Here is a 24,707-nt window from a genome sequence, read left to right on the forward strand (position 1 = left end):
CACGGGAGGCCATATGTACAGGCGCACAGGCGTGCTGGTCGCCGCCGGGGCTGCGGTGGCCGGGCTGGTCACCGGCGTGCCGTCCGCGGCGACCGCAGGGACGGGCGCGAACACGCTGACGTGGAGGAGCTGCGCATCGGAGGACTATCCGAGGCTCGAATGCGCCGAGTTGAACGTGCCGCTCGACCACACCCGGCCGCAGGGCAGGCAGATCACGCTCGCGCTGTCCCGGGTGCGGCACACCGCCAAGACCTTCCAGGGGCCGCTGCTGGTCAACCCGGGCGGGCCGGGCGGGAGCGGGCGGAGGCTGGCCGGTTTCGTGGCCGCCTCGCTGCCCGCGAAGGTCGCGGCGCAGTACGACGTCATCGGTTTCGACCCGCGCGGTGTGGGCAAGTCGAAGCCCGCGCTCAACTGCAGGCCCGGCCATTTCGCCCCCGTACGCGCCGGGTCGGTCCCGCACACCGCGCAGACGGAGCGTGCGCAGCTGCTCAGGGCGGTCGCGTTCACCGAGGCGTGCACGGCCAGGTACGGCGATCTACTGCCCTACATGGACACCGTGAGCACGGCGCGCGACCTGGACGTGGTCCGCCGGGCCCTGGGCGCCGAGCAGATCAACTACTTCGGATATTCGTACGGCACCTACCTGGGTGCCGTGTACGCCAAGCACTTCCCGCACCGGGTGCGGCGCCTGGTCCTCGACTCGGTGGTGAACCCCGACGGCGTCTGGTACGCCGACAACATCGGCCAGAACTACGGCTTCGACGCCCGCCACAAGGCCTTCGCCGCGTGGGTCGCCAGGAACGACGCCACGTACCGGCTGGGCGGCGACCCGGCGAAGGTGGAGGCCACGTGGTACGCGATGCGCGACGCGCTCGCGGTGCGGCCCGCGGCCGGGCGGGTCGGGCCGGCCGAGCTGGAGGACACCTTCCTGCCGGGCGGCTACTACAACGGCTTCTGGCCGCATCTGGCCGAGGCGTTCGCGGCCTATGTGAACGACAAGGACGCCGGTCCGCTGGTCGAGGCGTACGAGAGCTACGGCGCCGTCGACAAGGAGGACGACAACGGCTACTCCGTCTACACGGCGGTGCAGTGCCGGGACGCGGCATGGCCCCGTGACTGGGGCACCTGGCACGCCGACAACTGGGCGGTCCACGCGAAGGCCCCCTTCTCCACCTGGAACAACGCCTGGTACAACGCTCCGTGCGCGTCATGGCCCGTGGCGCCGCTGAAGCCGGTGGACGTGACGAACCGCGCGCTACCCCCGGTGCTGATCTTCCAGGCGACGGACGACGCGGCCACCCCGTACGAGGGCGGCGTCGCCCTGCACCGCAAGCTGACCGGCTCCCGCCTGATCGTCGAGGAGGGCGGCGGGAACCACGCGGTCACCCTCGGCGGGAACACCTGCCTGGACCGCTACCTGACGGCCTATCTGGCCACGGGCAAGGTGCCGCGCGCGGCAGGCGCCGCCGAGGCCGACGCCGCCTGCGCGGCGACCGCGGAACCGAAGCCCCGGAAGGCCTCGGCGCGCGACGGCATGACGGACACCGCCCGCGCCGGCGCGGCGCTGCACCAGGTGCTCGGCCACCGGAACTGACGCGTTCGCGCCCAGGGCGTGTCTACGGGAGGCGACTGAGCGCGGCGGAGGCGGCGGCGGACAGCCGGGGGTGGGCGCGGGCCGCCTCCAGGACCGGGCGGGCACGCTCGTCGGCGAGGGCGCCGAGGCCCTCGACGCAGGCGAGCGCGACGCGCCAGTGCGGATCGCCCGGGGTCAGCCGCCGCCCGAGGACGGTGATCAGCGCGGGGACGGATTCGGGGGCGCGCAGCGCCCCCAGGAGCCGCACGGGAGTCAGGGCGTAGGCGACGCGCAGCTCATTGGTGGCGAGCGCGGCGGCGGCGCGTGCGGTGCGCGGGTCGCCGAGCCGGGTGAGGGCGTACGAGGCGGAGACGCACCGCTCGGGGTCGCGGTGGTTGAGGAGCAGGACGAGCGATTCGAAGGCCCGCCGGTCGCCGGCGCAGCCGAGCCGGAAGGCGGCTATCTCCCGCGCCCATAACGGGCGTTGCGCCTCGGTCAGTACGGCTGCCAGACGGTCGAGGTCCGTCGTGGCGGTGAGGCGCCGGTGCAGCTCGTGGTCGGCCGGTCCGGTCAGCTCCGCTTCGGTACGCCGTGCGAGGTCGAGCAGGTCCGCGTCCATGCCGAGCAGCCTAGGGGGTGTCCGGCTGGTCAGGCCGGGCTCCCCCTAGGGCCTGGCCGGTGGATCAGGCCCTGGCGCGGCGCAGATCACATTCACGAAGTGCCCCACGAGGGCTGGCGCGCTCATTACTCACCGGTTAACCTCATGTGAGCGGGACACACTCCCCGCACTGCTCTTGGCGGCCTGGTGACGCAGCCGCCCCGAGTGTTGTCGGTTCGGCAGTTCTGTACGGCGTGACTCCGGGACAGGGTCCGTCGCTTCTTCACCGCGACAAGCACATGTGCGCCGCCTTCTTCGGTTCTTCGGCGCGTGTGCCCTCCCCTCTAGTCGTCACTCATTCCTGGAGTCCCGTGATGGACACCCCTCTCTCCACCATCGCCGTCGTCGGCCTCGGCACGATGGGCACCGGCATCGCCGAGGTCCTCGCCCGCGCCGGCCGTGAGGTCATCGGCATCGACATCAGCGAAGCCGCCGTCCGGCACGCCGCCGCCACGCTGGAGGCGTCCACCGCGCGCGCCGTTCAGCGCGAGCGCATCACCGAGCAGGAGCGGCGGGACGTCCTCGCCCGCTTCCGTACCTTCTCCGACCTCCAGGCGGCCGCCGACGCGGACCTCGTGATCGAGGTCGTGCCCGAGTCGTACGAGACCAAGCAGCAGCTCATCCGCGCCCTCGACGCCGTCGTCCGCCCGGACGCGATCATCGCGACCGGCACCAACGCGCTGTCCGTGACCCGGCTCGCCGCGGACTCGGCGCACCCCGAGCGCGTTCTCGGCCTGCACTTCTTCAACCCCGCCCCGGCGATGAAGCTCGTCGAGGTGGTCTCCTCGGTGCTGACCGCCCCGCAGGCGGTCGAGGCCGTCACCGCGCTCGCCCGCGACCTGGGCAAGGAGCCCGTCGCGGTCGGCGACCGGCCCGGTTTCGTCGCGGACGGACTGCTGTTCGGCTACCTCAACCAGGCCGCCGCGATGTACGAGGCGAAGTACGCGTCCCGCGAGGACATCGACGCCGCGATGAAGCTGGGCTGCGGTCTGCCGATGGGCCCGCTCGCACTGCTCGACCTGATCGGCATCGACACCGCGCGTACCGTCCTCGACGCCATGTACGCCGAGTCCCGTGACCGGCTGCACGCCCCCGCGCCCATCCTGAAGCAGCTGGGCGAGGCGGGCCTGACCGGCCGCAAGGCGGGCCGGGGCTTCTACACGTACGAGGCGCCGGACAGCGGCACGGTCGTGCCCGACGCGCTGACGCCGCGGGAGGCCGCGCAGGGCACCGGCGGCCGGCCGGTCAGCTCCGTGGGCGTGGCGGGTTCGGGCACGATGGCGAGCGGGATCGCCGAGGTCTTCGCCAAGGCCGGGTACGACGTCGTCCTCGCCGCCCGCGGCCAGGAGAAGGCGGAGACGGCGAAGGCCCGGATCGCCAAGTCGCTCGCGCGCTCCGTCGACAAGGGCCGGATGACGGGCGAGGCCCGGGACGAGACGCTGGCCCGGATCACGCCGGCGGGCTCGCTCGACGCGTTCGCCGAGGTCGATCTGGCGGTGGAGGCCGTCGCCGAGGACCTGGAGATCAAGCAGCAGCTGTTCGCCACCCTCGACAAGGTCTGCAAGCCGGGCGCCGCGCTCGCCACGACCACCTCCTCGCTGCCGGTCGTCGCCTGCGCCCGCGCCACCTCGCGCCCGCAGGACGTCATCGGGATGCACTTCTTCAACCCCGCCCCGGCGATGAAGCTCGTCGAGGTCGTCCGTACGGTCCTGACCTCGGACGATGTCCACGCGACGGTCCGCGCGGTCACCACGAGGATCAAGAAGCACCCGGTGGACTGCGGCGACCGGGCCGGCTTCATCGTGAACGCGCTGCTGTTCCCGTACCTCAACAACGCGATCAAGATGGTCCAGGAGCACTACGCCTCGCTGGACGACATCGACGCCGCGATGAAGCTCGGCGGCGGGTACCCGATGGGGCCCTTCGAGCTCCTCGACGTGGTCGGGCTCGATGTCTCGCTCGCGATCGAGAAGGTGCTCCACCGCGAGTTCCGCGACCCGGGGCTGGCCCCGGCACCGCTGCTGGAACACCTGGTGGCCGCGGGCTGCCTCGGACGCAAGACGGGGCGCGGCTTCCGCGAATATGCCCGGCGCTGAGCCGCAGGGGCCCTGGGGCGGGCTGCTCGATCCCTTGGGCAGCCCACCCCCACAGGCGCGCTCTCCTGCACAAATGCAGTACGTTCAGGGCATGTCCCAGTCCGCCAAGTCACCCCGTGCCACGACCTCTCCCGACGCTCCGGAAAGTGCCGCAGGCAGTCGCGCCGCCGCTCAGCGGCTCAAGATGCGGCGAGAACTCGCCGCAGCGGCCATGGAACTGTTCGCCACCAAGGGTTACGAGGCGACGACCGTCGATGAGATCGCGGCGGCGGCCGGGGTCGCCCGTCGGACCTTCTTCCGGCACTTCCGCTCCAAGGAAGAGGCGATCTTCCCCGACCACGACGACACGCTGGTGCGGGCCGAGGCCGTGCTGAACGCCGCCCCGGCGCACGAGCATCCGCTCGACACGGTGTGCCGGGGCATCAAGGAAGTCATGAAGATGTACGCGGCGTCGCCCGCGGTCTCGGTGGAGCGCTACCGCCTCACCCGTGAGGTGCCGACGCTCCGCGAGCGCGAGATCGCGTCGGTGGCGCGCTACGAGCGGCTGTTCACCCGCTATCTCCTCGGCCACTTCGACGAGCGCGACCACCACGACGGCAACGACGACCCGCTGCTCGCCGAGGTGGCGGCGTCCGCCGTCGTCACCGCCCACAACCACGTCCTGCGCCGCTGGCTGCGGGCCGGGGGCCAGGGCGACGTGGAGGCCCAGCTGGACCACGCGTTCGCGATCGTCCGCGACACGTTCGGCACGGGCATCGGCGCGGGCCGCGCGATCCCCGACCACGGGCCGGCGGCCACGGTGCACTCGGGCGGTGAGGTGCTGGTGGCGGTGGCACGGACGGACGCGCCGCTGCCGGAGGTCATGCGCACCATCGAGGCGGCGCTCCGCAAGCGCTGAGCCCGCCGACAACACGGTCTACGGCCGCCCCCTTCCCGGGGGCGGCCGTTCTGTTTTCCCGCATTCGATCGATCATCGCTCATCTGTGACGGGCAGATGACATCTGAGAGAAATTGTTGGCACTCAGTGTCTTGTCACTTGGCACCGGGTGTCATACGTTGGTCTTGTCCGGGCGGCCGGCGTGCAGAGAACTCTCGTACGCCGGCTGTCCCCGCAAGCCATCGGCTGCGCGCCCGGACGCCTGCGTCACAGGCAACCTCCCGCGCCGACCAAGCGCTGCCACAGCACCACCCGCCGAACCGACGGCACACCTCCATAGCAGCACCGACGTACCCCTCAGCGATCCCTCCCTCGGGACCGCTCTTCGCCGGAGGCAACACCGTGAAGGAAATCCTGGACGCGATCCAGTCGCCGGACTCGACGACCGCCGACTTCGCCGCACTGACCCTCCCCGAGTCGTACCGTGCGGTGACCGTGCACAAGGACGAGACCGAGATGTTCTCGGGCCTCGCCACCCGCGACAAGGACCCCCGCAAGTCCCTCCACCTCGACGAGGTCCCGGTCCCCGAACTCGGCCCCGGTGAGGCCCTCGTGGCCGTCATGGCCAGCTCGGTCAACTACAACTCCGTCTGGACCTCGATCTTCGAGCCGCTCTCGACCTTCGGCTTCCTGGAGCGGTACGGAAGGCTCTCCGAGCTCACCAAGCGCCACGACCTGCCGTACCACGTCATCGGCTCCGACCTCGCGGGCGTCGTCCTGCGCACCGGCCCGGGCGTCAACGCCTGGCAGCCCGGTGACGAGGTCGTCGCCCACTGCCTCTCCGTCGAACTGGAGAGCTCGGACGGCCACAACGACACGATGCTCGACCCCGAGCAGCGCATCTGGGGCTTCGAGACCAACTTCGGCGGCCTGGCGGAGATCGCGCTGGTCAAGTCCAACCAGCTGATGCCCAAGCCCAAGCACCTGAGCTGGGAGGAGGCGGCGGCACCGGGCCTGGTCAACTCCACCGCGTACCGCCAGCTGGTCTCCCGCAACGGCGCCGGGATGAAGCAGGGCGACAACGTGCTGATCTGGGGCGCGAGCGGCGGACTCGGTTCCTACGCCACCCAGTTCGCGCTGGCCGGCGGCGCCAACCCGATCTGTGTCGTCTCCAGCCCGGAGAAGGCGGACATCTGCCGCGCGATGGGCGCCGAGGCGGTCATCGACCGCAACGCCGAGGGCTACAAGTTCTGGAAGGACGAGCACACCCAGGACCCGAAGGAGTGGAAGCGCTTCGGCAAGCGCATCCGCGAGCTCACCGGCGGCGAGGACATCGACATCGTCTTCGAGCACCCGGGCCGCGAGACCTTCGGCGCGAGCGTCTACGTCACCCGCAAGGGCGGCACCATCACCACCTGCGCCTCGACCTCGGGCTACATGCACGAGTACGACAACCGCTACCTGTGGATGTCGCTGAAGCGGATCATCGGCTCGCACTTCGCGAACTACCGCGAGGCGTGGGAGGCCAACCGCCTGATAGCCAAGGGCAAGATCCACCCGACCCTGTCGAAGGTCTACTCCCTGGAGGAGACCGGCCAGGCCGCGTACGACGTGCACCGCAACCTGCACCAGGGCAAGGTCGGCGTGCTCGCGCTCGCCCCCCGCGAGGGCATGGGCGTGCACGACGAGGAGATGCGCGCCCAGCACCTGGACGCCATCAACCGCTTCCGGAACATCTGAGGTTCCTCACATGACAGAGCGTCAGAAGGACCGGCCGTGGCTCATGCGCACGTACGCCGGTCACTCCACGGCAGAGGCGTCCAACGAGCTGTACCGGCGTAACCTCGCCAAGGGCCAGACCGGGCTGTCGGTCGCGTTCGACCTCCCGACGCAGACCGGCTACGACCCCGACCACATCCTCGCCCGCGGCGAGGTCGGCCGGGTCGGGGTCCCGGTCTCGCACCTCGGTGACATGCGCCGGCTGTTCCAGGACATCCCGCTGGAGCAGATGAACACCTCGATGACCATCAACGCCACCGCCATGTGGCTGCTGGCGCTCTATCAGGTGGTCGCGGAGGAGCAGGGCGCCGACATCACCAAGCTCCAGGGGACGACGCAGAACGACATCGTCAAGGAGTACCTCTCGCGCGGGACGCACGTCTTCCCGCCCGGCCCGTCGCTGCGCCTGACGACGGACATGATCACCTACACGGTGAACCACATCCCCAAGTGGAACCCGATCAACATCTGCAGCTACCACCTCCAGGAGGCCGGGGCCACCCCCGTCCAGGAGATCTCGTACGCGATGTCCACCGCGATCGCCGTGCTCGACGCGGTGTTCGCGTCCGGGCAGGTCCCCGAGGAGCGCAAGGGCGATGTCGTCGCCCGGATCTCGTTCTTCGTGAACGCGGGCGTCCGCTTCATCGAGGAGATGTGCAAGATGCGCGCCTTCGGCCGCATCTGGGACCAGGTGACGCGGGAGCGGTACGGCATCGAGGACCCGAAGCAGCGCCGGTTCCGCTACGGCGTCCAGGTCAACTCGCTCGGCCTGACCGAGGCCCAGCCGGAGAACAACGTCCAGCGGATCGTCCTCGAAATGCTGGCCGTGACGCTCTCGAAGGACGCCCGCGCCCGTGCCGTCCAGCTCCCGGCGTGGAACGAGGCCCTGGGGCTGCCCCGGCCCTGGGACCAGCAGTGGTCGCTGCGCATCCAGCAGGTCCTCGCGCACGAGAGCGATCTGCTGGAGTACGAGGACATCTTCGCGGGCTCGCACGTCATCGAGGCCAAGGTGGACGCCCTGGTCGCGGAGTCGCTCGCCGAGATGGACCGGATCGAGGCGATGGGCGGCGCGATGGCCGCCGTCGAGTCCGGGTACCTCAAGTCGCAGCTGGTGTCCTCGCACGCCGAGCGGCGGGCCCGGATCGAGGACGGCCAGGAGAAGATCGTCGGCGTCAACATCTTCGCGACGACCGAGGAGAACCCGCTCACCGCGGACCTCGACACCGCGATCATGACGGTGGACTCGGCGGTGGAGGCCCGGGTGGTGGGCGCGATGGAGCGGTGGCGCGACACCCGCTACCAGCCGCCGTTCAACCATCCGCGCCCGTGCAAGGCCCTGGAGCGCCTCAAGGAGGCCGCGAAGGGGACGGACAACCTCATGGAGGCGACCCTGGAGTGCGCCCGCGCCGGGGTCACCACCGGCGAGTGGGCGGGGGCGCTGCGCGAGGTGTTCGGCGAGTACCGGGCCCCCACCGGGGTCTCGTCGGCGCCGGTCGCCGTGGCCGCCGAGGAGGGCAGCGCGCTCTGTGAGGTCCGCCGCAAGGTGGAGCGCACCGCCGGCGACATGGGCGTCGGCAAGCTGCGCTTCCTGGTCGGCAAGCCGGGTCTGGACGGCCACTCCAACGGCGCCGAGCAGATCGCCGTGCGGGCCCGCGACGCCGGGTTCGAGGTGGTCTACCAGGGCATCCGGCTCACGCCGGAGCAGATCGTGGACGCGGCCGTGGCCGAGGACGTGCACGCGGTCGGTCTGTCGATCCTGTCCGGCTCGCACGCCCAGCTGGTGCCGGACGTGCTGGTCCGGCTCCGCGAGGCGGGCGCCCCCGACATCCCGGTGGTCGTCGGCGGGATCATCCCGAACGCCGACGCCGCCGAACTGAAGCGCGCGGGCGTGGCCGCCGTCTTCACCCCGAAGGACTTCGGTATCACGGAGATCATCGGCCGTATCGTCGACGAGATCCGGAAAGCGAACAAGCTCGACCCTCTGGAGGTCCCCGCATGACCAGCCCCGTGAACCGCCTGCGTCCGCGACGCTCCTGCCTCGCGGTGCCCGGTTCGAACCCGCGCTTCCTGGAGAAGGCCCAGGGCCTGCCGGCCGACCAGGTCTTCCTGGACCTGGAGGACGCCTGCGCGCCGCTGGCCAAGCCCGAGGCCCGGCACACCATCGTGAAGTTCCTCAACGAGGGCGACTGGACGGGCAAGACCCGGGTCGTGCGCGTCAACGACTGGACCACCGAGTGGACGTACCGTGACGTCGTCACGGTCGTCGAGGGCGCGGGCCAGAACCTCGACTGCATCATGCTGCCGAAGGTCCAGGACGCCCAGCAGGTGGTCGCCCTCGACCTGCTGCTGACGCAGATCGAGAAGACGATGGGCTTCGAGGTCGGCAGGATCGGCATCGAGGCGCAGATCGAGAACGCCCAGGGCCTCAACAACGTCAACGAGATCGCCCAGGCGTCGCCGCGCGTGGAGACGATCATCTTCGGCCCGGCCGACTTCATGGCCTCCATCAACATGAAGTCCCTGGTCGTCGGCGAGCAGCCGCCCGGCTACCCGGCCGACGCCTACCACTACATCCTGATGAAGATCCTGATGGCCGCCCGCGCCAACAACCTCCAGGCGATCGACGGCCCCTACCTCCAGATCAAGAACGTCGACGGCTACAGGGCGGTCGCCCAGCGCGCCGCCGCCCTCGGCTTCGACGGCAAGTGGGTGCTGCACCCGGGCCAGGTCGAGGCGGCCAACGAGGTCTTCTCGCCCTCCCAGGAGGACTTCGACCACGCCGAGCTGATCCTGGACGCGTACGAGTACTACACGTCCGAGGCGGGTGGCAAGAAGGGCTCGGCGATGCTCGGCGACGAGATGATCGACGAGGCCAGCCGCAAGATGGCGCTGGTCATCTCCGGCAAGGGCCGGGCGGCCGGCATGCAGCGTACGTCGAAGTTCGAAGCCCCGGAGGCCTGAGCACCATGCAGTTCGGACGCACTTACGAGGAGTTCGAGGTCGGGGCCGTCTACAAGCACTGGCCCGGGAAGACGGTCACCGAGTACGACGACCACCTCTTCTGTCTGCTCACCATGAACCACCACCCCCTCCACATGGACACCAACTATGCGGAGAAGACGACGGACTTCGGGAAGAACGTCGTCGTGGGGAACTACATCTACTCGCTGCTGCTCGGCATGTCCGTGCCGGACGTCTCCGGCAAGGCCATCGCCAACCTGGAGATCGAGTCGCTGCGGCACGTGGCGCCGACCTTCCACGGCGACACGATCTACGGCGAGACGACCGTCCTCGACAAGACCCCGTCGAAGTCGAAGAGCGACCGCGGGATCGTCTACGTCGAGACCAAGGGCTACAAGCAGGACGGCACGCTCGTGTGCGTGTTCCGCCGCAAGGTGATGGTCCCCACCGAGACGTACATCAAGGAGCGCGGCGGCGAGCAGCCGGGCCGGCCCGAGCTGAAGGAACAGGGGAAGTAACGATGGCCCGACTCGCCCAGACCGCCGGTCTGACCGACATCCAGCAGGAGATCCTGGCCACCGTCAGGGAATTTGTCGACAAGGAGATCATTCCGGTCGCCACCGAGCTGGAGCACCGCGACGAGTACCCGCAGCAGATCGTCGACGGCCTGAAGGAGCTCGGCCTCTTCGGGCTGATGATCCCCGAGGAGTACGGGGGTCTGGGTGAGTCCCTTCTCACGTACGCGCTGTGCGTCGAGGAGATCGCCCGCGGGTGGATGTCCGTCTCGGGCATCATCAACACGCACTTCATCGTCGCGTACATGCTCAAGCAGCACGGCACGCAGGAGCAGAAGGAGTACTTCCTGCCGCGGATGGCGGCCGGCGAGGTGCGCGGCGCGTTCTCCATGTCCGAGCCCGGCCTCGGCTCGGACGTGTCGGCGATCACGTCGAAGGCGGTGAAGGACGGCGACGAGTACGTCCTGAACGGCCAGAAGATGTGGCTGACGAACGGCGGAACGTCGACGCTCGTGGCCGTTCTCGTACGAAGTGACGAGGGACACCCCGAGGGCACCGCCCCGCACAAGTCGATGACGACCTTCCTGATCGAGAAGGAGCCCGGCTTCGGAGAGGTCCGGCCCGGCCTCACCATTCCCGGGAAGATCGACAAGATGGGTTACAAGGGCGTCGACACGACGGAACTCATCATGGACGGACTGCGCATTCCGGCCAATCGGGTACTCGGCGGCACCACCGGCCGAGGGTTTTACCAAATGATGGACGGCGTGGAAGTCGGTCGCGTGAACGTGGCGGCGCGTGGCTGCGGCGTCGCTCAGCGTGCCTTCGAACTGGGCGTCTCCTATGCCCAGCAACGTCACACTTTCGGAAAGCCGATCGCGCAGCACCAGGCCATCCAGTTCAAGCTCGCCGAGATGGCTACCAAGGTCGAGGCCGCCCATGCGATGATGGTCAACGCGGCACGCAAAAAGGACTCCGGGGAACGAAACGACCTGGAGGCAGGGATGGCGAAGTACCTCGCCTCCGAATACTGCAAGGAAGTCGTCGAGGACGCCTTCCGTATCCACGGCGGTTACGGCTTCTCCAAGGAGTACGAGATCGAGCGCCTCTACCGGGAGGCGCCGATGCTGCTGATCGGCGAAGGTACCGCCGAAATCCAGAAAATGATCATTGGTCGTCGACTCCTCGAGGAGTACCGGTTCCAGGGGTAGACAACCCTTTTGAGTCGGTTCGGCCGCGAAGAAGATCACACCCAGTCATCGTCTTCCGGCCGTCGACTCGACTTCCGGCTTGCCCAGTTGCGGTCCGCAACCGATAGCATCGCCGGAAAGCCGCCGTCCCCGTGTTGCCAGCGCGGCATCATCCGCTACGAAGGTCATCCATGCCCCACAGCCAAACCTCTGCACCTCGCGGCCGTGTCCGCCTCGCGCGCGGAGCATCGCCGTGGCTCCTGCCGACCGTCGCGACCGCGGCGCTGAGCCTGGCGCGTGCGCGCCGGTCGAGGCGAGCCGCGGCCATCGCCGTGCCCACCACCGCACTCGCGGCGGGCATGCTGTGGTTCTTCCGCGACCCCGAGCGCGAGATCGCCCAGGGCCGGGTCATCTCCCCCGCCGACGGTGTGGTGCAGAGCATCATGCCGTGGAAGGACGGGCGGACCCGCGTCGCCATCTTCATGAGCCCGCTGAACGTCCACGTCAACCGCGCGCCCCTCGCGGGCACGGTGACGTCCGTCGAGCATGTGCCCGGCGGTTTCGTTCCGGCGTTCAACAAGGAGAGCGAGAACAACGAGCGCGTTGTCTGGCACTTCGACACCGAGCTCGGCGACATCGAAATGGTCCAGATCGCCGGCGCGGTCGCCCGGCGCATCGTTCCGTACATTCCGCAGGGTACGAAGGTCGAGCAGGGTGAGCGCATCGGCCTGATCCGCTTCGGCTCGCGTGTCGACATCTACCTGCCCGAGGGTGTCGAGGTCGCAGTCGAGGTCGGTCAGACCACGACCGCGGGGGTGACTCGAATTGACCGTGATTGATCCCGAGACCCAGGCGGGCTGGGTCGCGGAGGCGGACGCCGAGTCCGCGGACGACGCCGAAGAGATGCCGCTCTCACTGCGGCTGTCGATAGCGGATACGCTTACTCTCGGTAACGCGACGTGTGGATTCATGGCGGTGTACTTCACCACCACCGGAATCCTCATCCCGCACATCGTCGGCAGCGACGAGAGCGGCATGGCGCGGCACTCCGCCGCGACCGCCGTCATCCTCATGCTCTGCGCCGCGATCTTCGACCTGTGCGACGGGCTCGTGGCGCGCAAGCTGCGCAGCTCGCCGATGGGCGCGGAGCTGGACAACCTGTCGGACCTGATCAGCTTCGGCCTGGCACCGGCGTACTTCGTCCTCGTGTACGGAGTGGTCGCGAACGACGCGCACCAGAAGGTGTCGGCGGTGGCCGCCATCGTCGTCCTGCTGGCCGTCGTGCTGCGGCTGGCCAGATTCTCGTGCGTGACGATGAAGGACGGCATGTTCCAGGGCATGCCGAGCCCCTTCGGCGCGCTGACGGTCGTCTCGATCGTGCTGCTCGAGCTGCCGTTCATCCCGACGCTGCTGGCGATCATCGGTACGGCCTGGCTGATGGTGAGCCGGGTCGAGTACCCGAAGCCGCGGGGTGTCCTCGCGGTGGCGATGCTCAGCTGGATCGTGGCGGCGATGGGCCTGCTGGCCGCGTGGGCGTTCGACGCGCCGGGCGGACAGCTGCTGCTCCAGACCGGCTGCGCGCTGCAGATCGTGCTGGCGGCGACGATTCCGCTGTTCGCGACGGCGCGGCGGGTGAACACGTTCCGCGGGAACCGCCGCGAGGCGCGGGCCTCGGCCCAGCTTCCGTAGATCCTCGTTCCGAAAGGGGCCGCCGGGTGCATCGCACCCGGCGGCCCCTTTCGTCATGCCTCCAGCACCTCGCGCATGCGCATTTCCGACTCACGGCAGGCCATATAAAACAACGGCCCGTACCCCGAAAAGGGGTACGGGCCGAGTCATTCGCCGGGTCCGGTCAGCTTGCATATTCCGGCGCGGTCTCCAGCGGTTCCTGGAGTTCCAGACGATAGGCCGCGAGCCGGGAGGTCCGGCCGATCGTGAGGGCTCCGACGAGCCGGCCGGCCCTGCGGTAGCCGATCTCCAGGCGGCGGCCGGGGAGGTCGTACTCGACGACCTCGGCCTCGTCCGCCGCGGACGGCAGACCCACCGAGCGGATCTTCGCTCCGTGCAGGTCGGACCAGAAGGAAGGAACACCGGTAAACCACTCGGGCCGCTGCGGGCGCAGCAGGTTCCGGGCAGCCGTCGCGGCCTGCTCCACGGCGTTGGTCCAGTGGCCGAGGGCCAGCGGCTCACCACCTGCCAGCGGGTGCGGCACGCGGGCGATGTCGCCGGCGGCGACCACCGCGGGCACCACCGAGCCGTCCGGGTGCAGGGCCCGCAGGTACCGGTCGCAGTGGACACCGTTGTCGAGGGCGATTCCCGAGCCCGCCAGCCAGCCGGTCGCGGGGACCGCGCCCAGGGCGAGGACCACCGTGTCGGTGTCCAGCCGCGAGCCGTCGGAGAGCGTGAGGCCGCTGAGGCGGCCCTCGGCGTCGGTGTGGAACTCCGTGACGGTGGTACCGGTCAGCAGCTCGATGCCCGCCTCGCGGTGCAGCGCGGCGACGTACGCACCGGCCACCGCTCCGACGGCACGCTCCAGCGGCTGGCCGCCGGCCTCGATGAGTGTGACGTCCAGCCCCCGGGCGCGGGCGGCGGCAGCGATCTCGCCGCCCAGGAATCCGGCACCGATGACGACGAGCCGCCGCCTGGAGTTGAGCCGGTCGCGCAGTGCGAGGGTGTCGTCCCAGCTCCTGAGGGTGAACACACCCTCGGACGGCATCACCTCACCCGTCGGCAGGCCGCGCGCGGCGGCTCCGGTGGCGATGAGCAGGCCGTCGTAAGCGAGGCGGTCGCCGTCCGCGAGGGTGACGGTGCGCGCGTGCGGGTCGAGGCCGACGGCCGGCAGGCCGAGCCGCCAGCGGGCGTCCAGCCGGTCCGGCAGCGGCAGTTCGGTGCCGGGGGGCTGGTCGTTCCGCGACGTCAGCACCTGCTTGGAGAGCGGGGGCCGGTCGTAGGGCAGGTGCGGCTCGTCTCCCACGATGGTCAGGGTGCCGGTGAACCCTTCGCAGCGCAGGGTCTCGGCGGCCCGCAGCCCGGCGAGGGAGGCGCCGACGATCACCAGCTCACGGGGGCCGGTCGCGGTGCCGGTTTCGGGGCCGGTTCCGGTGCCGTTCACGCCGCGGCCGGGCTCACGGTGATGGCGCGCACCGGGCAGACGGCCGCGGCCTTCTCGGCCTTGTCGCGCAGAGCGGCGTCGGGGGCGGCGTCGTACACCAGATACTCCTCGTCGTCGAAGGAGAAGATCTCGGGCGCCGCGAAGACGCACTGCCCGTGGCTCTCGCAGAGATTCATGTCCACGGTGATCTGCATGGCTTGCTCCGTTGCGAGTCGGGGTCGACTGGGGCTGAGACCGAGCGGTCAGGTGGTTCAGGCGACCGGGGGGTTGAAGCGGGAGTAGCCGGGCGCCGTCCAGCGCAGCGGCGACGCGGCGGAGATGTCCCGTACGGCTTCGACGGAGAACTCCACCAGCCGCTGCGCGCCGGGGACCCGGGCGATCTCGTCGGCGTCCCAGACGGTGTGGGCGGTGCCCGTGAGATGGAGGGTGGCGCCCGTCTCGAAGTCGGGGATCACGATGCCCGCGGCCGGGTTCAGCGCGAGATTGCCGAGCGTCAGGAACATCGCGTTGCCGATGTAGTCGGGCCAGCGCAGCAGGGTCGGCGAGAGCACCTGGACGAAGCCGGGGTTGCCGCCGCGGTGCGAGGCGTCGGCGTCGCCGCGGTCGGACGCGGTGGCGACGAAGAAGGTGTCCGCGGCGCGCACCCGGCGCTGTTGGTCCGCGCTGAGCTCCGTGCTGTCGACGGCGCTACGGGTGCGGGCCGCGGCCTCCTCCTCGGCCGGGGCGAGGAGGCGGTAGTCCCGCTTCTGCAGGTATTTGGGGCAGTTGGCGATGACCTGGTCGAGGTCGACGCGCAGGCCGTCGCCCTCCCGGTGGGCGCGGCCGTTGATCCGCATACGGCGCCGGGTGGCGGGCTCGATGGCGATCATGCCGATGAGCGCGGGGTCACCGGCGCCGGTGAGGACCTCGGCCAGCGGGTCCTCCGGGAGCGGGAGGGCGTCGATGCTGAGGGTGCGGGGGTCGGGCGCCCGGAGGAAGCCCGGCTCTCCCGTCAGCTGGGTGGCCCAGAGCCGCCCTGCCCGGTCCGTGCCGCCGACGACGATCATCGGCTGTTCGGCAAGGAATGCCGCCGCGACGGCGGGGACGGTCTCCCCGATGGCTCCAAGGGAGAAGCTCGCCTCGTCGGAGAGCTCAGCACGCTCCTGTACGGCGATCTCACCGCTGTGATAGCTGGCCACGGCAGGCATTCCTTTCCGGTCCGAACGGTGCGACTGGTGCGCCGGTTTAGAAGAAGCCGCAGGTCGGCGCGCCCGGGGTGGGCGCGGCGGCCGGGTCGGCACCGGTCGGGGCGTAGATCTCGAGGCGGATGCCGTCGGGGTCGGTGAAGAAGATGCCGCCGGAGGTGCCGTTCTCGCCGTGCGGGACGACGCCGTCGTAGTTGAACTCGACGTTCAGGCCGCGCAGGACCTCTTCGTGGGCCTTGACCTCTTCGATGGTGTCCACCTGGAAGGACAGGTGGTGCAGACCGGGCTTGTCCTTGGCGAACTCGCCGTTGCTCTGCTGCCACAGGGCGAGGATCAGTCGGTTCTCGCGGCCGACGAAGGCCCAGCGGCGGTCGTCCTCCTTGCCCTCCGCGATCACCTCGAAGTCGAAGACCTCGCGGTAGAAGTCGAGCGAGCGGCTCAGGTCGGTGACGTTCAGGCCGACGTGGCCCGTCTGCAGGTTGGGGGCCTTGCTCATGATCGATCACACGCTTTCGGTAAGGGCCACGATGGGATGTCGTAACCAGTGAAGATGACATTAGTGGTTAGGCATCACCTCGTCAACCGGTGATCAAGAGATGACCGGTTATGGTTGTCTGGGTGTCGCACCGCCCACCGCGAAGGAAGGACCTGCCCCGTGCCGCCCTCCATCGAGGCCGATCCCCGGCCACTCACCGGCGAGCCCCTCTCCATCGATCTCCTCAACACCCGCTGGGTCGACGCGGACTGCCATCACGACCTGCTGGAATCCCTCGGCGGACTGACGGTGTGGCTCAGCGGCACCTCGGTACGCCGGGCCCTGGGCGAGCGCCCCCTGGCGGCCGACCGGGCCACGCTGGAGCGGCTCCGCCAGGCCCGCGCGGCGCTCGACGCCGTCGCCACCGATCCGGCCCGGCCACCGGGTGACGCGGTGGCCGCCCTCAACGCCGTCCTGGCCCACGGCCGGGTCCGCCGGCTGCTGCGGCCCGACGGCGTGCCGGACACCGATGTCGAGGTGGACGCCCCGTTCTGGCTGCCCGCCTGGGCCGCGTGCGAGAACTGGCTTCGGCTCGTCGCCGACCGCCCCGGCCGCATCCGCTGCTGCGCGAACCCCGAATGCCCGCTGCACTTCTTCGACGTGTCCAAGAACGGCACCCGGCGCTGGTGCTCGATGTCCGGCTGCGGCAACCGCGCCAAGGCTCAGCGGCACTACGAACGCGGCCGCCGGCCCTGACTCCGGGACCGTGACCGGCCGGGTACGAGACCGGCCGGGTACGACGAAGGGCCCAGGCCTCGTGAAACCGAGGCCCAGGCCCTTCGTCGTACGGCGACGCACCGGGGGGAATCAGCCCTCCGCGGCGCCGATCCGGTACTCGGCGCCGCCCGGCGCACGCTCCCTCAGCTCCGCCCGGCGCACCTTGCCCGACGTCGTGCGCGGCAGGGACGCCACGAACTCCACCACCCGCACCCACTTCTCGGGCGGCAGCTCCGCCCGCACCCGCTCCAGGATCGCCCGCGCCGCCCCGGGCGCCTCGGAGTCGTCGGGGCGCCCCGACGAGCGGACCACATAGGCCTTCGGCGCCCACAGACCCACCGGATCGGGCACTGGCACGACCGCCGCGTCGGCCACCAGTGGATGACGCAGCAGCACGTCCTCCAGCTCACGGGGCGAGATGCGGTGGTCGAACGCCTTGAACATGTCGTCGGCGCGGGACAGGTAGGTCAGACCGCCCTCCGGTGTGCGGACGGCGAGATCACCCGTGTGGTAGTAGCCGCCGGCGAAGGCCTTCGCCGTACGGGCCTCGTCGCCGACATACCCCCGCATCAGCCCCAGTGGACGGTCCCTCAGGTCGAGGCAGATCTCTCCGGGCTGCCCGTCCGGAACCTCCCGGCCGGTGTCGGGGTCGAGCAGGACGACCGTGTAGCCGGGCAGCGCGACGCCCATGCCGCCGGGGACGGGGGTGTGTCCCGGCGGGTTGCCGATCTGGCCGGTGGTCTCGGTCTGCCCGTAGCCGTCCCGCAGGTCGACGCCCCATTCCCGGGCGACCAGTTCGATCAGCGACGGCTCCAGCGGCTCGCCGGCCGCCACGGCCTCCCTGAGGGCGGGCGGCCGCGGGCCGAGCCCCTCGGCCGCCATGCCCCGCCAGACCGTCGGGGGCGCGCAGAACGTCGTCACCCGCCGGCTGCGGAGAATCTCCAGCACCTGCGCGGGAGTGCTGCGCGCGGCGTCGAGGGCGACGACGGTCGCCTCCGCGTTCCAGGGGACGAACAACGAGCTCCAGGCGTGCTTCGCCCAGCCGGGGGCCGAGATGTTGAGGTGCACGTCGCCCGGCACGACCCCGTTCCAGTACATGCCCGAGAGATGCCCGACGGGGTAGCTGACGTGGGTGTGCTCCACCATCTTGGGCTTCGACGTGGTGCCCGAGGTGAAGTAGCGGAACAGCGCGTCGTCCGCCCGCGTGGGTCCGTCCGGCGTGAAGTCGACGGGGGCCTGGGCGGCCTCCTCGTACGGCAGCCAGCCTTCGGCCCGGCCGCCGACGCCGATGCCCGTCCACTCCCCCGGGGCCCCGGCGAACCGGTCGGCCAGCGCGGCCTCGGCGACGACGTACCGCACGTCCGCGCGCCGCAGCCGGTCGGACAGCTCCGCCGGGGTCGCCGTCGTGTAGGTGGGGATCACGACCGCGCCGAGCTTGATGGCGGCGAGCATCGTCTCCCACACCTCCTCGCGGTTGCCGAGCATCAGCAGCAGCGGATCACCACGGCGCACACCGATGTGGCGCAGCCAGTTGGCGACCTGGCCGGACCTGCGGGCCAGCTCGCCGAAGCCGATGAGCCGGTCGGTGTCGGGGCCGCCGGAGCCGACGATCCGCAGAGCGGTCCGGTCCCGGCGACCGGCGATGGTGTCGAACCAGTCCAGCGCCCAGTTGAACTCCGCCGCGCGGGGCCAGCGGAACTCCGCGGCGGCCTTGGCCGGATCGGTGCGGTGGAGCAGCAGGACGTCCCGGGCCGCCAGGAACTCCTCCGTGGGGGACAGGGCGCTCATGCCGCGTCCCCCCGGCCGGCGACGACCACACCGGAGGCGCCCGTCTGGCTCGGGATGATCAGCGGCTCCGGCACCGGGCGCGCCGTGGCCTCGACCGGGCGCAGGGCGTCCGCCGCGATGGCGTCGGCGTCCCGGTAGAAGAGCGTGTTGACCCCGGGGCGGCTGCTGCCGACCTGGGTGAACCAGCGGGTGTGCTCGGTCGGGATGCCGATCGCGTACAGATCGCGCTGCGGCTCGCCCTCCGCGTCGACCACGTGGAACGGGCTGGGGGTGACCTCCAGACCGCCGGTGACGTGGCGGCTGCCGACCGGTCCCTCGATCACGTACTCGCGGACCATGCCCTCCTCGACGAGCCTGCTGGTCAGCGGCGAGGTGTCCCGGCTCAGGTCCGGGGTCGGGATGCGGGCGTCTATGAGGGTGTGCACGAGCCGTCCGGATCCGGCCACCTGCGGGGAGCTCACCCGGAAGGCGCGCGCCCGCTCGTCGGCCTCGAACCGGGTGCCGGGACCGGCCACCTCCACCACGCCCTGCGTGATCAGCGCCCTCAGCTGCTCGACCCGGGACATCGGGGGCCCGGCCGACAGCAGCGCGTTGACCGGCAGGAAGCGGCCGTGGAAGAAGCCGGTGTGCGAGTCCGGCAGCAGGCCGCCGTAGTCGACCGCCTCGCGGACCACGTTGCGGATGTCGCGCAGCACGTCGAGCGCGGACTTGAGCGGACCGTCCAGGGTGCCGAGCGCGGCCGCAGCGAGGTCCTCGTCCATCACCTTCAGCAGCCGCTCGCGGAACTGCTCGGGAGAGTCGAACCGCGCCTCGCCGAACGGCCGGGCGAGAGCGTCGAGATCGACGGGCGGTACGTTCGCCAGCCCGGCCTCCGCCAGCAGCGGGCCCCGGTCCGCTCCGGAGCGCAGCGCGGCGGCGTGGACGTCGGCGAAGGTGTCGGCGGCCGCCTGCCCCTGGGAGATCCGGACGTGGGTGACGTAGTAGATGTGCTCCACCTCGTGGAGGAGCAGGGGGAGGACGTCCTCGGCGAAGTCCAGCTGGTCGCTGCCGGATGCCGCGCGGCGGGCGGCGCGGGCGGCCAGGAGCGCGTCGTGGGTGAGGAAGAGGGCCTTGTGGCTGAAGTTCGGCTCCTTCTGGTTGCGGCCGCGCGCCGGGATCGGCAGGCCGCTGCGGGAACCGGCGACGATGCGCGGCTCCCGGCCGCTGGGCCGGTAGACGAGCGTGCCGCCCTCGCCGTGGTGGAACTCGCCTCCGCGGCCGACGGTCAGCGAGAGCATCACGTCGTAGAAGGAGAGGCCGAGGCCGCGGATGCCCACCGCCGTGCCGGCCGGGATCGCGTCCTCGTCCAGCGGCATGTCGGCCGCCGAGTCGCCGCACAGATAACGGGTGCCGGGCACACGGGCGGTGAAGTCGAGCATGTCGCGCTCGAAGCCGTCCGGGGCGTTGAAGGGGTGGCCGGTGGCGATGACGACGCGATCGGCCTCCAGCAGGTGCGGGGAGCCGTCGAGGCTGAGCAGATAGCCGCTGTCCGTGCCGGTCCGCAGGGCGGTGACCCGGCCGGTGACGGGGACGAGCCGGACGTGCGCCGGCAGGCTGTCGGCGATCGTCCGGTAGACGTCGACGAGATAGTGGCCGTAGCGGACGCGCGGCGCGTAGTCGTCCGGGCCGAGCGGCTCCTCGCCGAACTCGGCGGCCCGGTGCTCGATCCACTGGCCGAGCGAGGGACCGGCGCCGGGGCGGGCGGGACCGCCGTCCGGGTCGCCGGAGTACATGGTCACCTGACTGATGACCGTGTTCATGGTGAACCAGTCGTCCTGGTCGGTACGCCACACCCGGCCGGCCCCGACCTCGGTGGCGTCGATGAGGTGGACGCGCACCGGGCGGGGCGTGGCTCCGCCGCCGGCCGCCTCCTCGGCCTCGGCCGTCGCGCGGACGGCGAGCCGTTCGAGAACGGAGATGCCCCGGGGGCCGCTGCCGATGATGGCGAGGACGAGTGGGCGCGTATCGGATGAAGAGCCGGACACAGAACTTCCTAGGTGGTGAGGAGGAACGCGCGGGAAGGAGGCCCAGGGTGGGCGTGCGCACGACCCGACAGGCCGGTGCGCAGTGGCAGCCGGACAGGGCTGCGCGGTCGGTGGTCAGCCGGTACGGGCTGCGCGATCGGTGGTCGGCCGGACAGCGCGGCGCGGTCGGTGGTCAGCCGGTACGGGCTGCGCGGTCGGTGGTCAGCCGGACAGCGCGGCGCGGTCGCCGCTCTCGCTGCCCTGGTCCAGGGCGGCTCTGTCGAACGCCTCCTGGGTGTGCGAGAGCATGCCGAGCAGATCGTCGGCGCGGAGCCGGTCGCGGCCGGGCGCGGGCAGTGCGGGGATGGGCATGGAGCCGGTGGTGTGCCACTGGAGGCTGCCGCGGGCGTCGATATAGCTGCGTGAGCGCTGGGCGTTGTCGGCGTGCAGGCAGTACGGAACGTCGAGAATGCCCCGTTCGAACGCCACCGTCAGCGCGCGGCCCACGTCCGGGTGGAGCTCCAGCACCGCCTCGACCAGCGTCCGCGCCTCGGCCAGGACACCGAACTCGTCGCCCGTGGCGGGGGTCCGTCCCCGGTGCGCCGCGGCGGCCAGCGCGGCCTCCTCCAGTGCGTGGATGTTGTCCTCGATGGTGGGGATCCGGTGCGCCTCGGCCGGCGTCTTGACGATCATGCGCTCGGTGCCGGTGAGCGCGGCCAGCCGGGCGCTGTCGCGCAGCAGCCCGAGCGCTCCCCCGGTCGTCCGCGGGAAGACGCCCATGTAGGTGTAGAGGACGACGTGCCAGTCGAGTCCGGCCAGGTGCTCGCCCGCGAGCGTACGGAGCGCCAGCAGGGCCTCGACGTCCTGGTCGTGGTGCGTCTGCTGGGCGTAGCTCAGCGAGACGCTGCGCAGCCCGTGCTGCCGGAAGAAGATCCCTTCCAGCACGGAGAGCGCCACGAGCAGACTCGGCGGGCAGAGCTGGCCGAGCATGCAGCCGCCGAAGCTCTCCAGATGGCTGCCGGGGCGGGAGGCCAGCAGCTCGCAGCTGCGCGCCCAGGCGTCGACGGATTCCCGGATGGGGGTCCGGCTGTACGGGAGGCAGTAGGAGACGGGCCCGCCCTCGGTGGCGTCGAGTCCGGCGTCCAGCAGGGCGCGGATGATGCCGAGCGGGTTGGCGGAGCCGTGGCGTACCTGGACGGCGAATCCGTCGCCGGTGAGCCCGGCGACGAGGTCGCGGGTGGTGTCGGCGCCGTGGGCGACGATGGGGTAGCCGTTGAGGTCGGTGCCGTCGGCGAGCGCGAGCCGGGCGGAGTCGTTGTCGCCGACGCGGGTGTAGCTGTCGATCGTGAGGGTGCCGACGGTGCGGGCGCGTGCCTGCTTCACCCGGTGCAGGCCGTCGCGCATGCGCGGGATGTCGGCGAAGCCCATCCGGGGCTGTACGACCAGTTCCCCGGCCCGGCCCGCGGCGGCGACCGCCGCGGCGAACGAGCCGAGTTCGACGGCGGGCGACGGTGTCGGGTGCGATGCGACGGACGGCGACACGGTGGGCGGCGACACGGTGGGCGGCGTCGCTGTGGACAGCGATGCGACGGACGGCGACGCGGCCGACGGCGACGCGGGCCGCGCGTCGTGGCCGGCGGGCCCCGGGATCGTGGCGGTCACCGCGCACCCGACGCGGCGAGCTCGGGGGTGGACTGCAGGGCGAGGTAGCGGCGGAACTCCGCGACTCCCGCCGCGTCCTCGAAGACGGCGTCGAATCCGGCGGCCACCAACTCCGGGCCGTAGGTGCCGGCTTCGGCGCCGCGCACACCCAGCTTGCCGCCGATGACGACGCGCAGGTCCCGCAGGTCCGACTCGCCCCGCAGGCGGCGGACCGCGCGGGCCCCGTCGAGCGCCCCGTGCCCGTTGACGCTGCTGATGACGACGAGGTCCGGCCTGATCCGCCGGCACTCCTCGATCAGCAGCTCGTCGGGCACGCAGGATCCGATGTTGGTCACCTCATGGCCCATCTCCTCCAGCAGGAGCTGCAGGAAGACGAGGTTCCAGGTGTGGGAGTCGGAGGAGACGCTGGAGACGAGCACCCGGCGGCCACGTCGCACGGCGGAGTTCTCGGTGTTCGGCTCCAGCTCCTGCGGCGGGCGCGTGGGGAGGGGCTGGACGGAGTACGAAGACAAGGCAGGGCTCTTTCGGTCGGCGGGTGCGGGTGCGCGGGCGGACGCGCGGTGACTGCGGCAACGCGAAGGCTCGGGGCTCTGAGGACACGGCCCGGGGAGGGAGGACCGGGGCAGGGCGGCCGGTCAGGGCGTGGGGCCGCCCTGCCCCGGACCGGTCAGGGAGCGGCCGTGATGCCTACGGGGCGGAGCTCCTTCTGCGGAGTGCGGGCGGCGGCGGGGCGGGTGCGGATCGCCAGCACGGTGCAGCCCGTACGGCTGGACATCTGGTGCTCGGTCCCCGGGCCCTCGACGACCAGGTCGCCCTTCACGTACGAGATCCCGTCGCTGTGGTCCAGGACGCCGTCCAGCACCAGCATCAGCTCGTAGCCGAGGTGCTCGTGGAAGTCACCGTGCGCGCCGGCGGGGAAGCGCAGCAGCAGGCCGACCGAGTCCTCGCCCTTCGACTCGTCCGGCGCCCACAGGACGTGGTGCTCGACTCCGACCCGGCCCGGCTCCGACCAGGTGACCCAGTCGAGATTGTCGAGTTCGAAACCACTGCGGAACGCGTTCGGGATGTAAGCGATGTCGGACACTTATTTACCTCTCCGGGAAATTATCCACATACCTGGAAAAGGTTATGCGGGCCCAAACCGAACCGTTCCACGAAACCCTCGATGGGCGGTATCACGTTTTCCGATGGGGGTGTTCCGGCGACAGCGGAGGGCAAATAAAAGAAGGCGGGCGGACCGGACAGCGAATAATCCGCTGCTCGGTCCGCCCGCCTTGGGCGATGGTCAACGCCCGTATTTCAGATAAAGGCCCGATGAAGGCCGGGTGACGAAACTCACGCCATTTGGGGAACCCTTTCCCTTTCCTTGCCGATGCGGGTCGCCACGTCACAGACCGCCGAGACCGCCGACATCGCGGACTCCCGGCCGACCCAGAGGGCGCGTACGTCGAGACGGACCCGTGGCAGGCCCGGCAGCACGGCGAGGCCGCTGCCCCCGTCGGCGGGCCGCACCGATTCGGCGGGGAGCATCGCGATGCCGTAGCCGGCCCGGGCGAGCTCCCGCGCGCCGCCCATGGATCCGGCCTCGATGACCTGCGCGTCGATGCCGTACAGCTCACGCAGGGCGGTGACCAGAACCTGGTGCGACGCACAGTCGGGGTCGACCGCGAGCACCCGGACCGAGGCGAGTGCGGCCGCCGGGTCGGCGGACTCGACCAGGGCCGCCGAACCGACCGGCACTACTTCGAGCGGCGGCAGTTCCTCGACCACGATTCCGGCCGGGACCGGCTCGGATCCACTGAAGTCGCCGTGCACGAGGGCCAGATCCACCTCGCCGCCGCGGACCGCCTCACGCGCGTTGCTGATCGTCAGCTGGCGCGGGGAGACCTGCACCCGGGGGTACCGGTAGCGGCAGTCGCGTATCAGCGAACCGACGCGGGTCTCCAGCAGGAGCGCGGAGGCGCCGACCGCCGCGCGCCCTTCCATCTCGCCCGACGGATTGAGCGCACTGGCCATTTCGTCGACCACATGGAATATACGCTTCGCGTATTGATGAA

At 70.8% G+C, this 24,707-nt stretch carries 22 protein-coding genes; 11 read left to right on the forward strand and 11 right to left on the reverse strand.

Annotated elements, in window-relative coordinates; genetic code table 11:
- The first annotated feature begins 13 nt into the window (after nucleotides 1–13).
- Nucleotides 14–1,594 (forward strand): alpha/beta hydrolase, encoded by a 1,581-nt coding sequence (locus tag ABT342_RS08255; protein ID WP_351568789.1) that lies wholly within the window; start codon nucleotides 14–16, stop codon nucleotides 1,592–1,594.
- 22 nt (nucleotides 1,595–1,616) lie between these two features.
- On the opposite strand, the gene ABT342_RS08260 is transcribed toward ABT342_RS08255, so the two are convergent.
- Nucleotides 1,617–2,192 carry a HEAT repeat domain-containing protein gene (locus tag ABT342_RS08260; protein WP_351568792.1) on the reverse strand — a complete coding sequence of 192 codons (576 nt, stop codon included), beginning with the start codon at nucleotides 2,190–2,192 and terminating at the stop codon, nucleotides 1,617–1,619.
- Nucleotides 2,193–2,545: 353 nt separating this feature from the next.
- Here ABT342_RS08260 and ABT342_RS08265 point away from each other — a divergent pair, with 353 nt between their 5' ends.
- The 9 genes from ABT342_RS08265 (at nucleotide 2,546) to pssA (ending at nucleotide 13,338) form a co-directional block, all read left to right on the forward strand.
- On the forward strand, nucleotides 2,546–4,327 hold the full coding sequence (locus ABT342_RS08265) for a 3-hydroxyacyl-CoA dehydrogenase family protein (protein ID WP_351568795.1): 1,782 nt from the start codon (nucleotides 2,546–2,548) through the stop codon (nucleotides 4,325–4,327).
- 91 nt (nucleotides 4,328–4,418) lie between these two features.
- Nucleotides 4,419–5,225 (forward strand): TetR family transcriptional regulator, encoded by an 807-nt coding sequence (locus ABT342_RS08270; RefSeq protein ID WP_351568798.1) that lies wholly within the window; start codon nucleotides 4,419–4,421, stop codon nucleotides 5,223–5,225.
- Between the two features lie 381 nt (nucleotides 5,226–5,606).
- On the forward strand, nucleotides 5,607–6,944 hold the full coding sequence (gene ccrA, locus ABT342_RS08275; RefSeq protein ID WP_351568801.1) for a crotonyl-CoA carboxylase/reductase: 1,338 nt from the start codon (nucleotides 5,607–5,609) through the stop codon (nucleotides 6,942–6,944).
- A 10-nt stretch (nucleotides 6,945–6,954) separates the two neighbouring features.
- The gene (locus ABT342_RS08280; protein WP_351568804.1) at nucleotides 6,955–8,982 is read left to right on the forward strand and encodes an ethylmalonyl-CoA mutase; all 2,028 of its coding nucleotides are present in this window, start codon (nucleotides 6,955–6,957) and stop codon (nucleotides 8,980–8,982) included.
- Nucleotides 8,979–9,944, forward strand: a complete 966-nt coding sequence (locus tag ABT342_RS08285) for an HpcH/HpaI aldolase/citrate lyase family protein (protein WP_351568807.1) — start codon at nucleotides 8,979–8,981, stop codon at nucleotides 9,942–9,944. The genes ABT342_RS08280 and ABT342_RS08285 overlap by 4 nt, the downstream gene beginning before the upstream one ends.
- 5 nt (nucleotides 9,945–9,949) lie before the next feature.
- Nucleotides 9,950–10,462, forward strand: a complete 513-nt coding sequence (locus ABT342_RS08290; protein WP_226727006.1) for a MaoC family dehydratase — start codon at nucleotides 9,950–9,952, stop codon at nucleotides 10,460–10,462.
- 2 nt (nucleotides 10,463–10,464) lie between these two features.
- Nucleotides 10,465–11,670, forward strand: coding sequence for an acyl-CoA dehydrogenase family protein (locus tag ABT342_RS08295; RefSeq protein WP_351568811.1), 1,206 nt, complete (start codon nucleotides 10,465–10,467; stop codon nucleotides 11,668–11,670).
- Between the two features lie 170 nt (nucleotides 11,671–11,840).
- Nucleotides 11,841–12,488, forward strand: coding sequence for a phosphatidylserine decarboxylase (locus tag ABT342_RS08300; protein ID WP_351568814.1), 648 nt, complete (start codon nucleotides 11,841–11,843; stop codon nucleotides 12,486–12,488).
- A complete protein-coding gene (gene pssA / locus ABT342_RS08305) occupies nucleotides 12,475–13,338 on the forward strand; it encodes a CDP-diacylglycerol--serine O-phosphatidyltransferase (protein WP_351568817.1) in 864 nt (287 codons plus the stop codon). Before ABT342_RS08300 ends, pssA begins: the two co-directional genes overlap by 14 nt.
- A 163-nt stretch (nucleotides 13,339–13,501) precedes the next feature.
- Here pssA and ABT342_RS08310 read toward each other — a convergent pair whose 3' ends face one another.
- The 4 genes from ABT342_RS08310 to ABT342_RS08325 are packed head-to-tail and all read right to left on the reverse strand — an operon-like array spanning nucleotide 13,502 to nucleotide 16,441.
- Nucleotides 13,502–14,761 carry an NAD(P)/FAD-dependent oxidoreductase gene (locus ABT342_RS08310; RefSeq protein WP_351568820.1) on the reverse strand — a complete coding sequence of 420 codons (1,260 nt, stop codon included), beginning with the start codon at nucleotides 14,759–14,761 and terminating at the stop codon, nucleotides 13,502–13,504.
- Nucleotides 14,758–14,955, reverse strand: coding sequence for a ferredoxin (locus tag ABT342_RS08315; RefSeq protein ID WP_351568823.1), 198 nt, complete (start codon nucleotides 14,953–14,955; stop codon nucleotides 14,758–14,760). Before ABT342_RS08315 ends, ABT342_RS08310 begins: the two co-directional genes overlap by 4 nt.
- 57 nt (nucleotides 14,956–15,012) lie before the next feature.
- Nucleotides 15,013–15,939: a pyridoxamine 5'-phosphate oxidase family protein gene (locus ABT342_RS08320; protein WP_351568826.1), complete on the reverse strand. Its 927-nt coding sequence runs from the start codon at nucleotides 15,937–15,939 to the stop codon at nucleotides 15,013–15,015.
- A gap of 46 nt (nucleotides 15,940–15,985) precedes the next feature.
- Entirely contained in the window at nucleotides 15,986–16,441 is a 456-nt protein-coding gene (locus ABT342_RS08325; protein WP_351568829.1) for a VOC family protein, read from the reverse strand.
- Between the two features lie 159 nt (nucleotides 16,442–16,600).
- Between ABT342_RS08325 and ABT342_RS08330 the strand changes: the two genes are divergently transcribed.
- Nucleotides 16,601–17,176, forward strand: a complete 576-nt coding sequence (locus ABT342_RS08330; protein WP_351568832.1) for a CGNR zinc finger domain-containing protein — start codon at nucleotides 16,601–16,603, stop codon at nucleotides 17,174–17,176.
- Nucleotides 17,177–17,287: 111 nt separating this feature from the next.
- Here the strand turns inward: ABT342_RS08330 and ABT342_RS08335 are convergent, their stop codons facing one another.
- The 6 genes from ABT342_RS08335 to ABT342_RS08360 form a co-directional block, all read right to left on the reverse strand.
- Entirely contained in the window at nucleotides 17,288–18,985 is a 1,698-nt protein-coding gene (locus ABT342_RS08335) for an AMP-binding protein (protein ID WP_351568835.1), read from the reverse strand.
- On the reverse strand, nucleotides 18,982–21,009 hold the full coding sequence (locus ABT342_RS08340; RefSeq protein ID WP_351568838.1) for an FAD/NAD(P)-binding protein: 2,028 nt from the start codon (nucleotides 21,007–21,009) through the stop codon (nucleotides 18,982–18,984). The genes ABT342_RS08335 and ABT342_RS08340 overlap by 4 nt, the downstream gene beginning before the upstream one ends.
- A gap of 201 nt (nucleotides 21,010–21,210) precedes the next feature.
- Nucleotides 21,211–22,530 (reverse strand): methylaspartate mutase, encoded by a 1,320-nt coding sequence (locus ABT342_RS08345; protein WP_502965492.1) that lies wholly within the window; start codon nucleotides 22,528–22,530, stop codon nucleotides 21,211–21,213.
- Between the two features lie 116 nt (nucleotides 22,531–22,646).
- Entirely contained in the window at nucleotides 22,647–23,162 is a 516-nt protein-coding gene (locus tag ABT342_RS08350) for a cobalamin B12-binding domain-containing protein (protein WP_502965485.1), read from the reverse strand.
- Nucleotides 23,163–23,317: 155 nt separating this feature from the next.
- Complete coding sequence (locus tag ABT342_RS08355; RefSeq protein ID WP_351568844.1) at nucleotides 23,318–23,734, reverse strand: cupin domain-containing protein; 417 nt, start codon at nucleotides 23,732–23,734, stop codon at nucleotides 23,318–23,320.
- Nucleotides 23,735–23,985: 251 nt separating this feature from the next.
- Nucleotides 23,986–24,666: a substrate-binding domain-containing protein gene (locus ABT342_RS08360; RefSeq protein WP_351568910.1), complete on the reverse strand. Its 681-nt coding sequence runs from the start codon at nucleotides 24,664–24,666 to the stop codon at nucleotides 23,986–23,988.
- Nucleotides 24,667–24,707 lie beyond the last annotated feature (41 nt).

The organism is Streptomyces sp. NPDC000410, assembly GCF_040300305.1.
Lineage (GTDB): Bacteria > Actinomycetota > Actinomycetes > Streptomycetales > Streptomycetaceae > Streptomyces.

What these genes read in the sequence shown, in the direction of transcription:
- ABT342_RS08315 (WP_351568823.1), bottom strand. Translation starts at nt 14,955, where the DNA reads ATGCAGATCACCGTGGACATGAATCTCTGCGAGAGCCACGGGCAGTGC.
- ABT342_RS08335 (WP_351568835.1), bottom strand. Translation starts at nt 18,985, where the DNA reads ATGAGCGCCCTGTCCCCCACGGAGGAGTTCCTGGCGGCCCGGGACGTC.
- ABT342_RS08255 (WP_351568789.1), top strand. Translation starts at nt 14, where the DNA reads ATGTACAGGCGCACAGGCGTGCTGGTCGCCGCCGGGGCTGCGGTGGCC.
- ABT342_RS08280 (WP_351568804.1), top strand. Translation starts at nt 6,955, where the DNA reads ATGACAGAGCGTCAGAAGGACCGGCCGTGGCTCATGCGCACGTACGCC.
- ABT342_RS08270 (WP_351568798.1), top strand. Translation starts at nt 4,419, where the DNA reads ATGTCCCAGTCCGCCAAGTCACCCCGTGCCACGACCTCTCCCGACGCT.
- ABT342_RS08290 (WP_226727006.1), top strand. Translation starts at nt 9,950, where the DNA reads ATGCAGTTCGGACGCACTTACGAGGAGTTCGAGGTCGGGGCCGTCTAC.
- ABT342_RS08360 (WP_351568910.1), bottom strand. Translation starts at nt 24,666, where the DNA reads ATGGCCAGTGCGCTCAATCCGTCGGGCGAGATGGAAGGGCGCGCGGCG.
- ABT342_RS08285 (WP_351568807.1), top strand. Translation starts at nt 8,979, where the DNA reads ATGACCAGCCCCGTGAACCGCCTGCGTCCGCGACGCTCCTGCCTCGCG.
- ABT342_RS08295 (WP_351568811.1), top strand. Translation starts at nt 10,465, where the DNA reads ATGGCCCGACTCGCCCAGACCGCCGGTCTGACCGACATCCAGCAGGAG.
- ABT342_RS08260 (WP_351568792.1), bottom strand. Translation starts at nt 2,192, where the DNA reads ATGGACGCGGACCTGCTCGACCTCGCACGGCGTACCGAAGCGGAGCTG.
- ABT342_RS08300 (WP_351568814.1), top strand. Translation starts at nt 11,841, where the DNA reads ATGCCCCACAGCCAAACCTCTGCACCTCGCGGCCGTGTCCGCCTCGCG.
- ABT342_RS08325 (WP_351568829.1), bottom strand. Translation starts at nt 16,441, where the DNA reads ATGAGCAAGGCCCCCAACCTGCAGACGGGCCACGTCGGCCTGAACGTC.
- ABT342_RS08265 (WP_351568795.1), top strand. Translation starts at nt 2,546, where the DNA reads ATGGACACCCCTCTCTCCACCATCGCCGTCGTCGGCCTCGGCACGATG.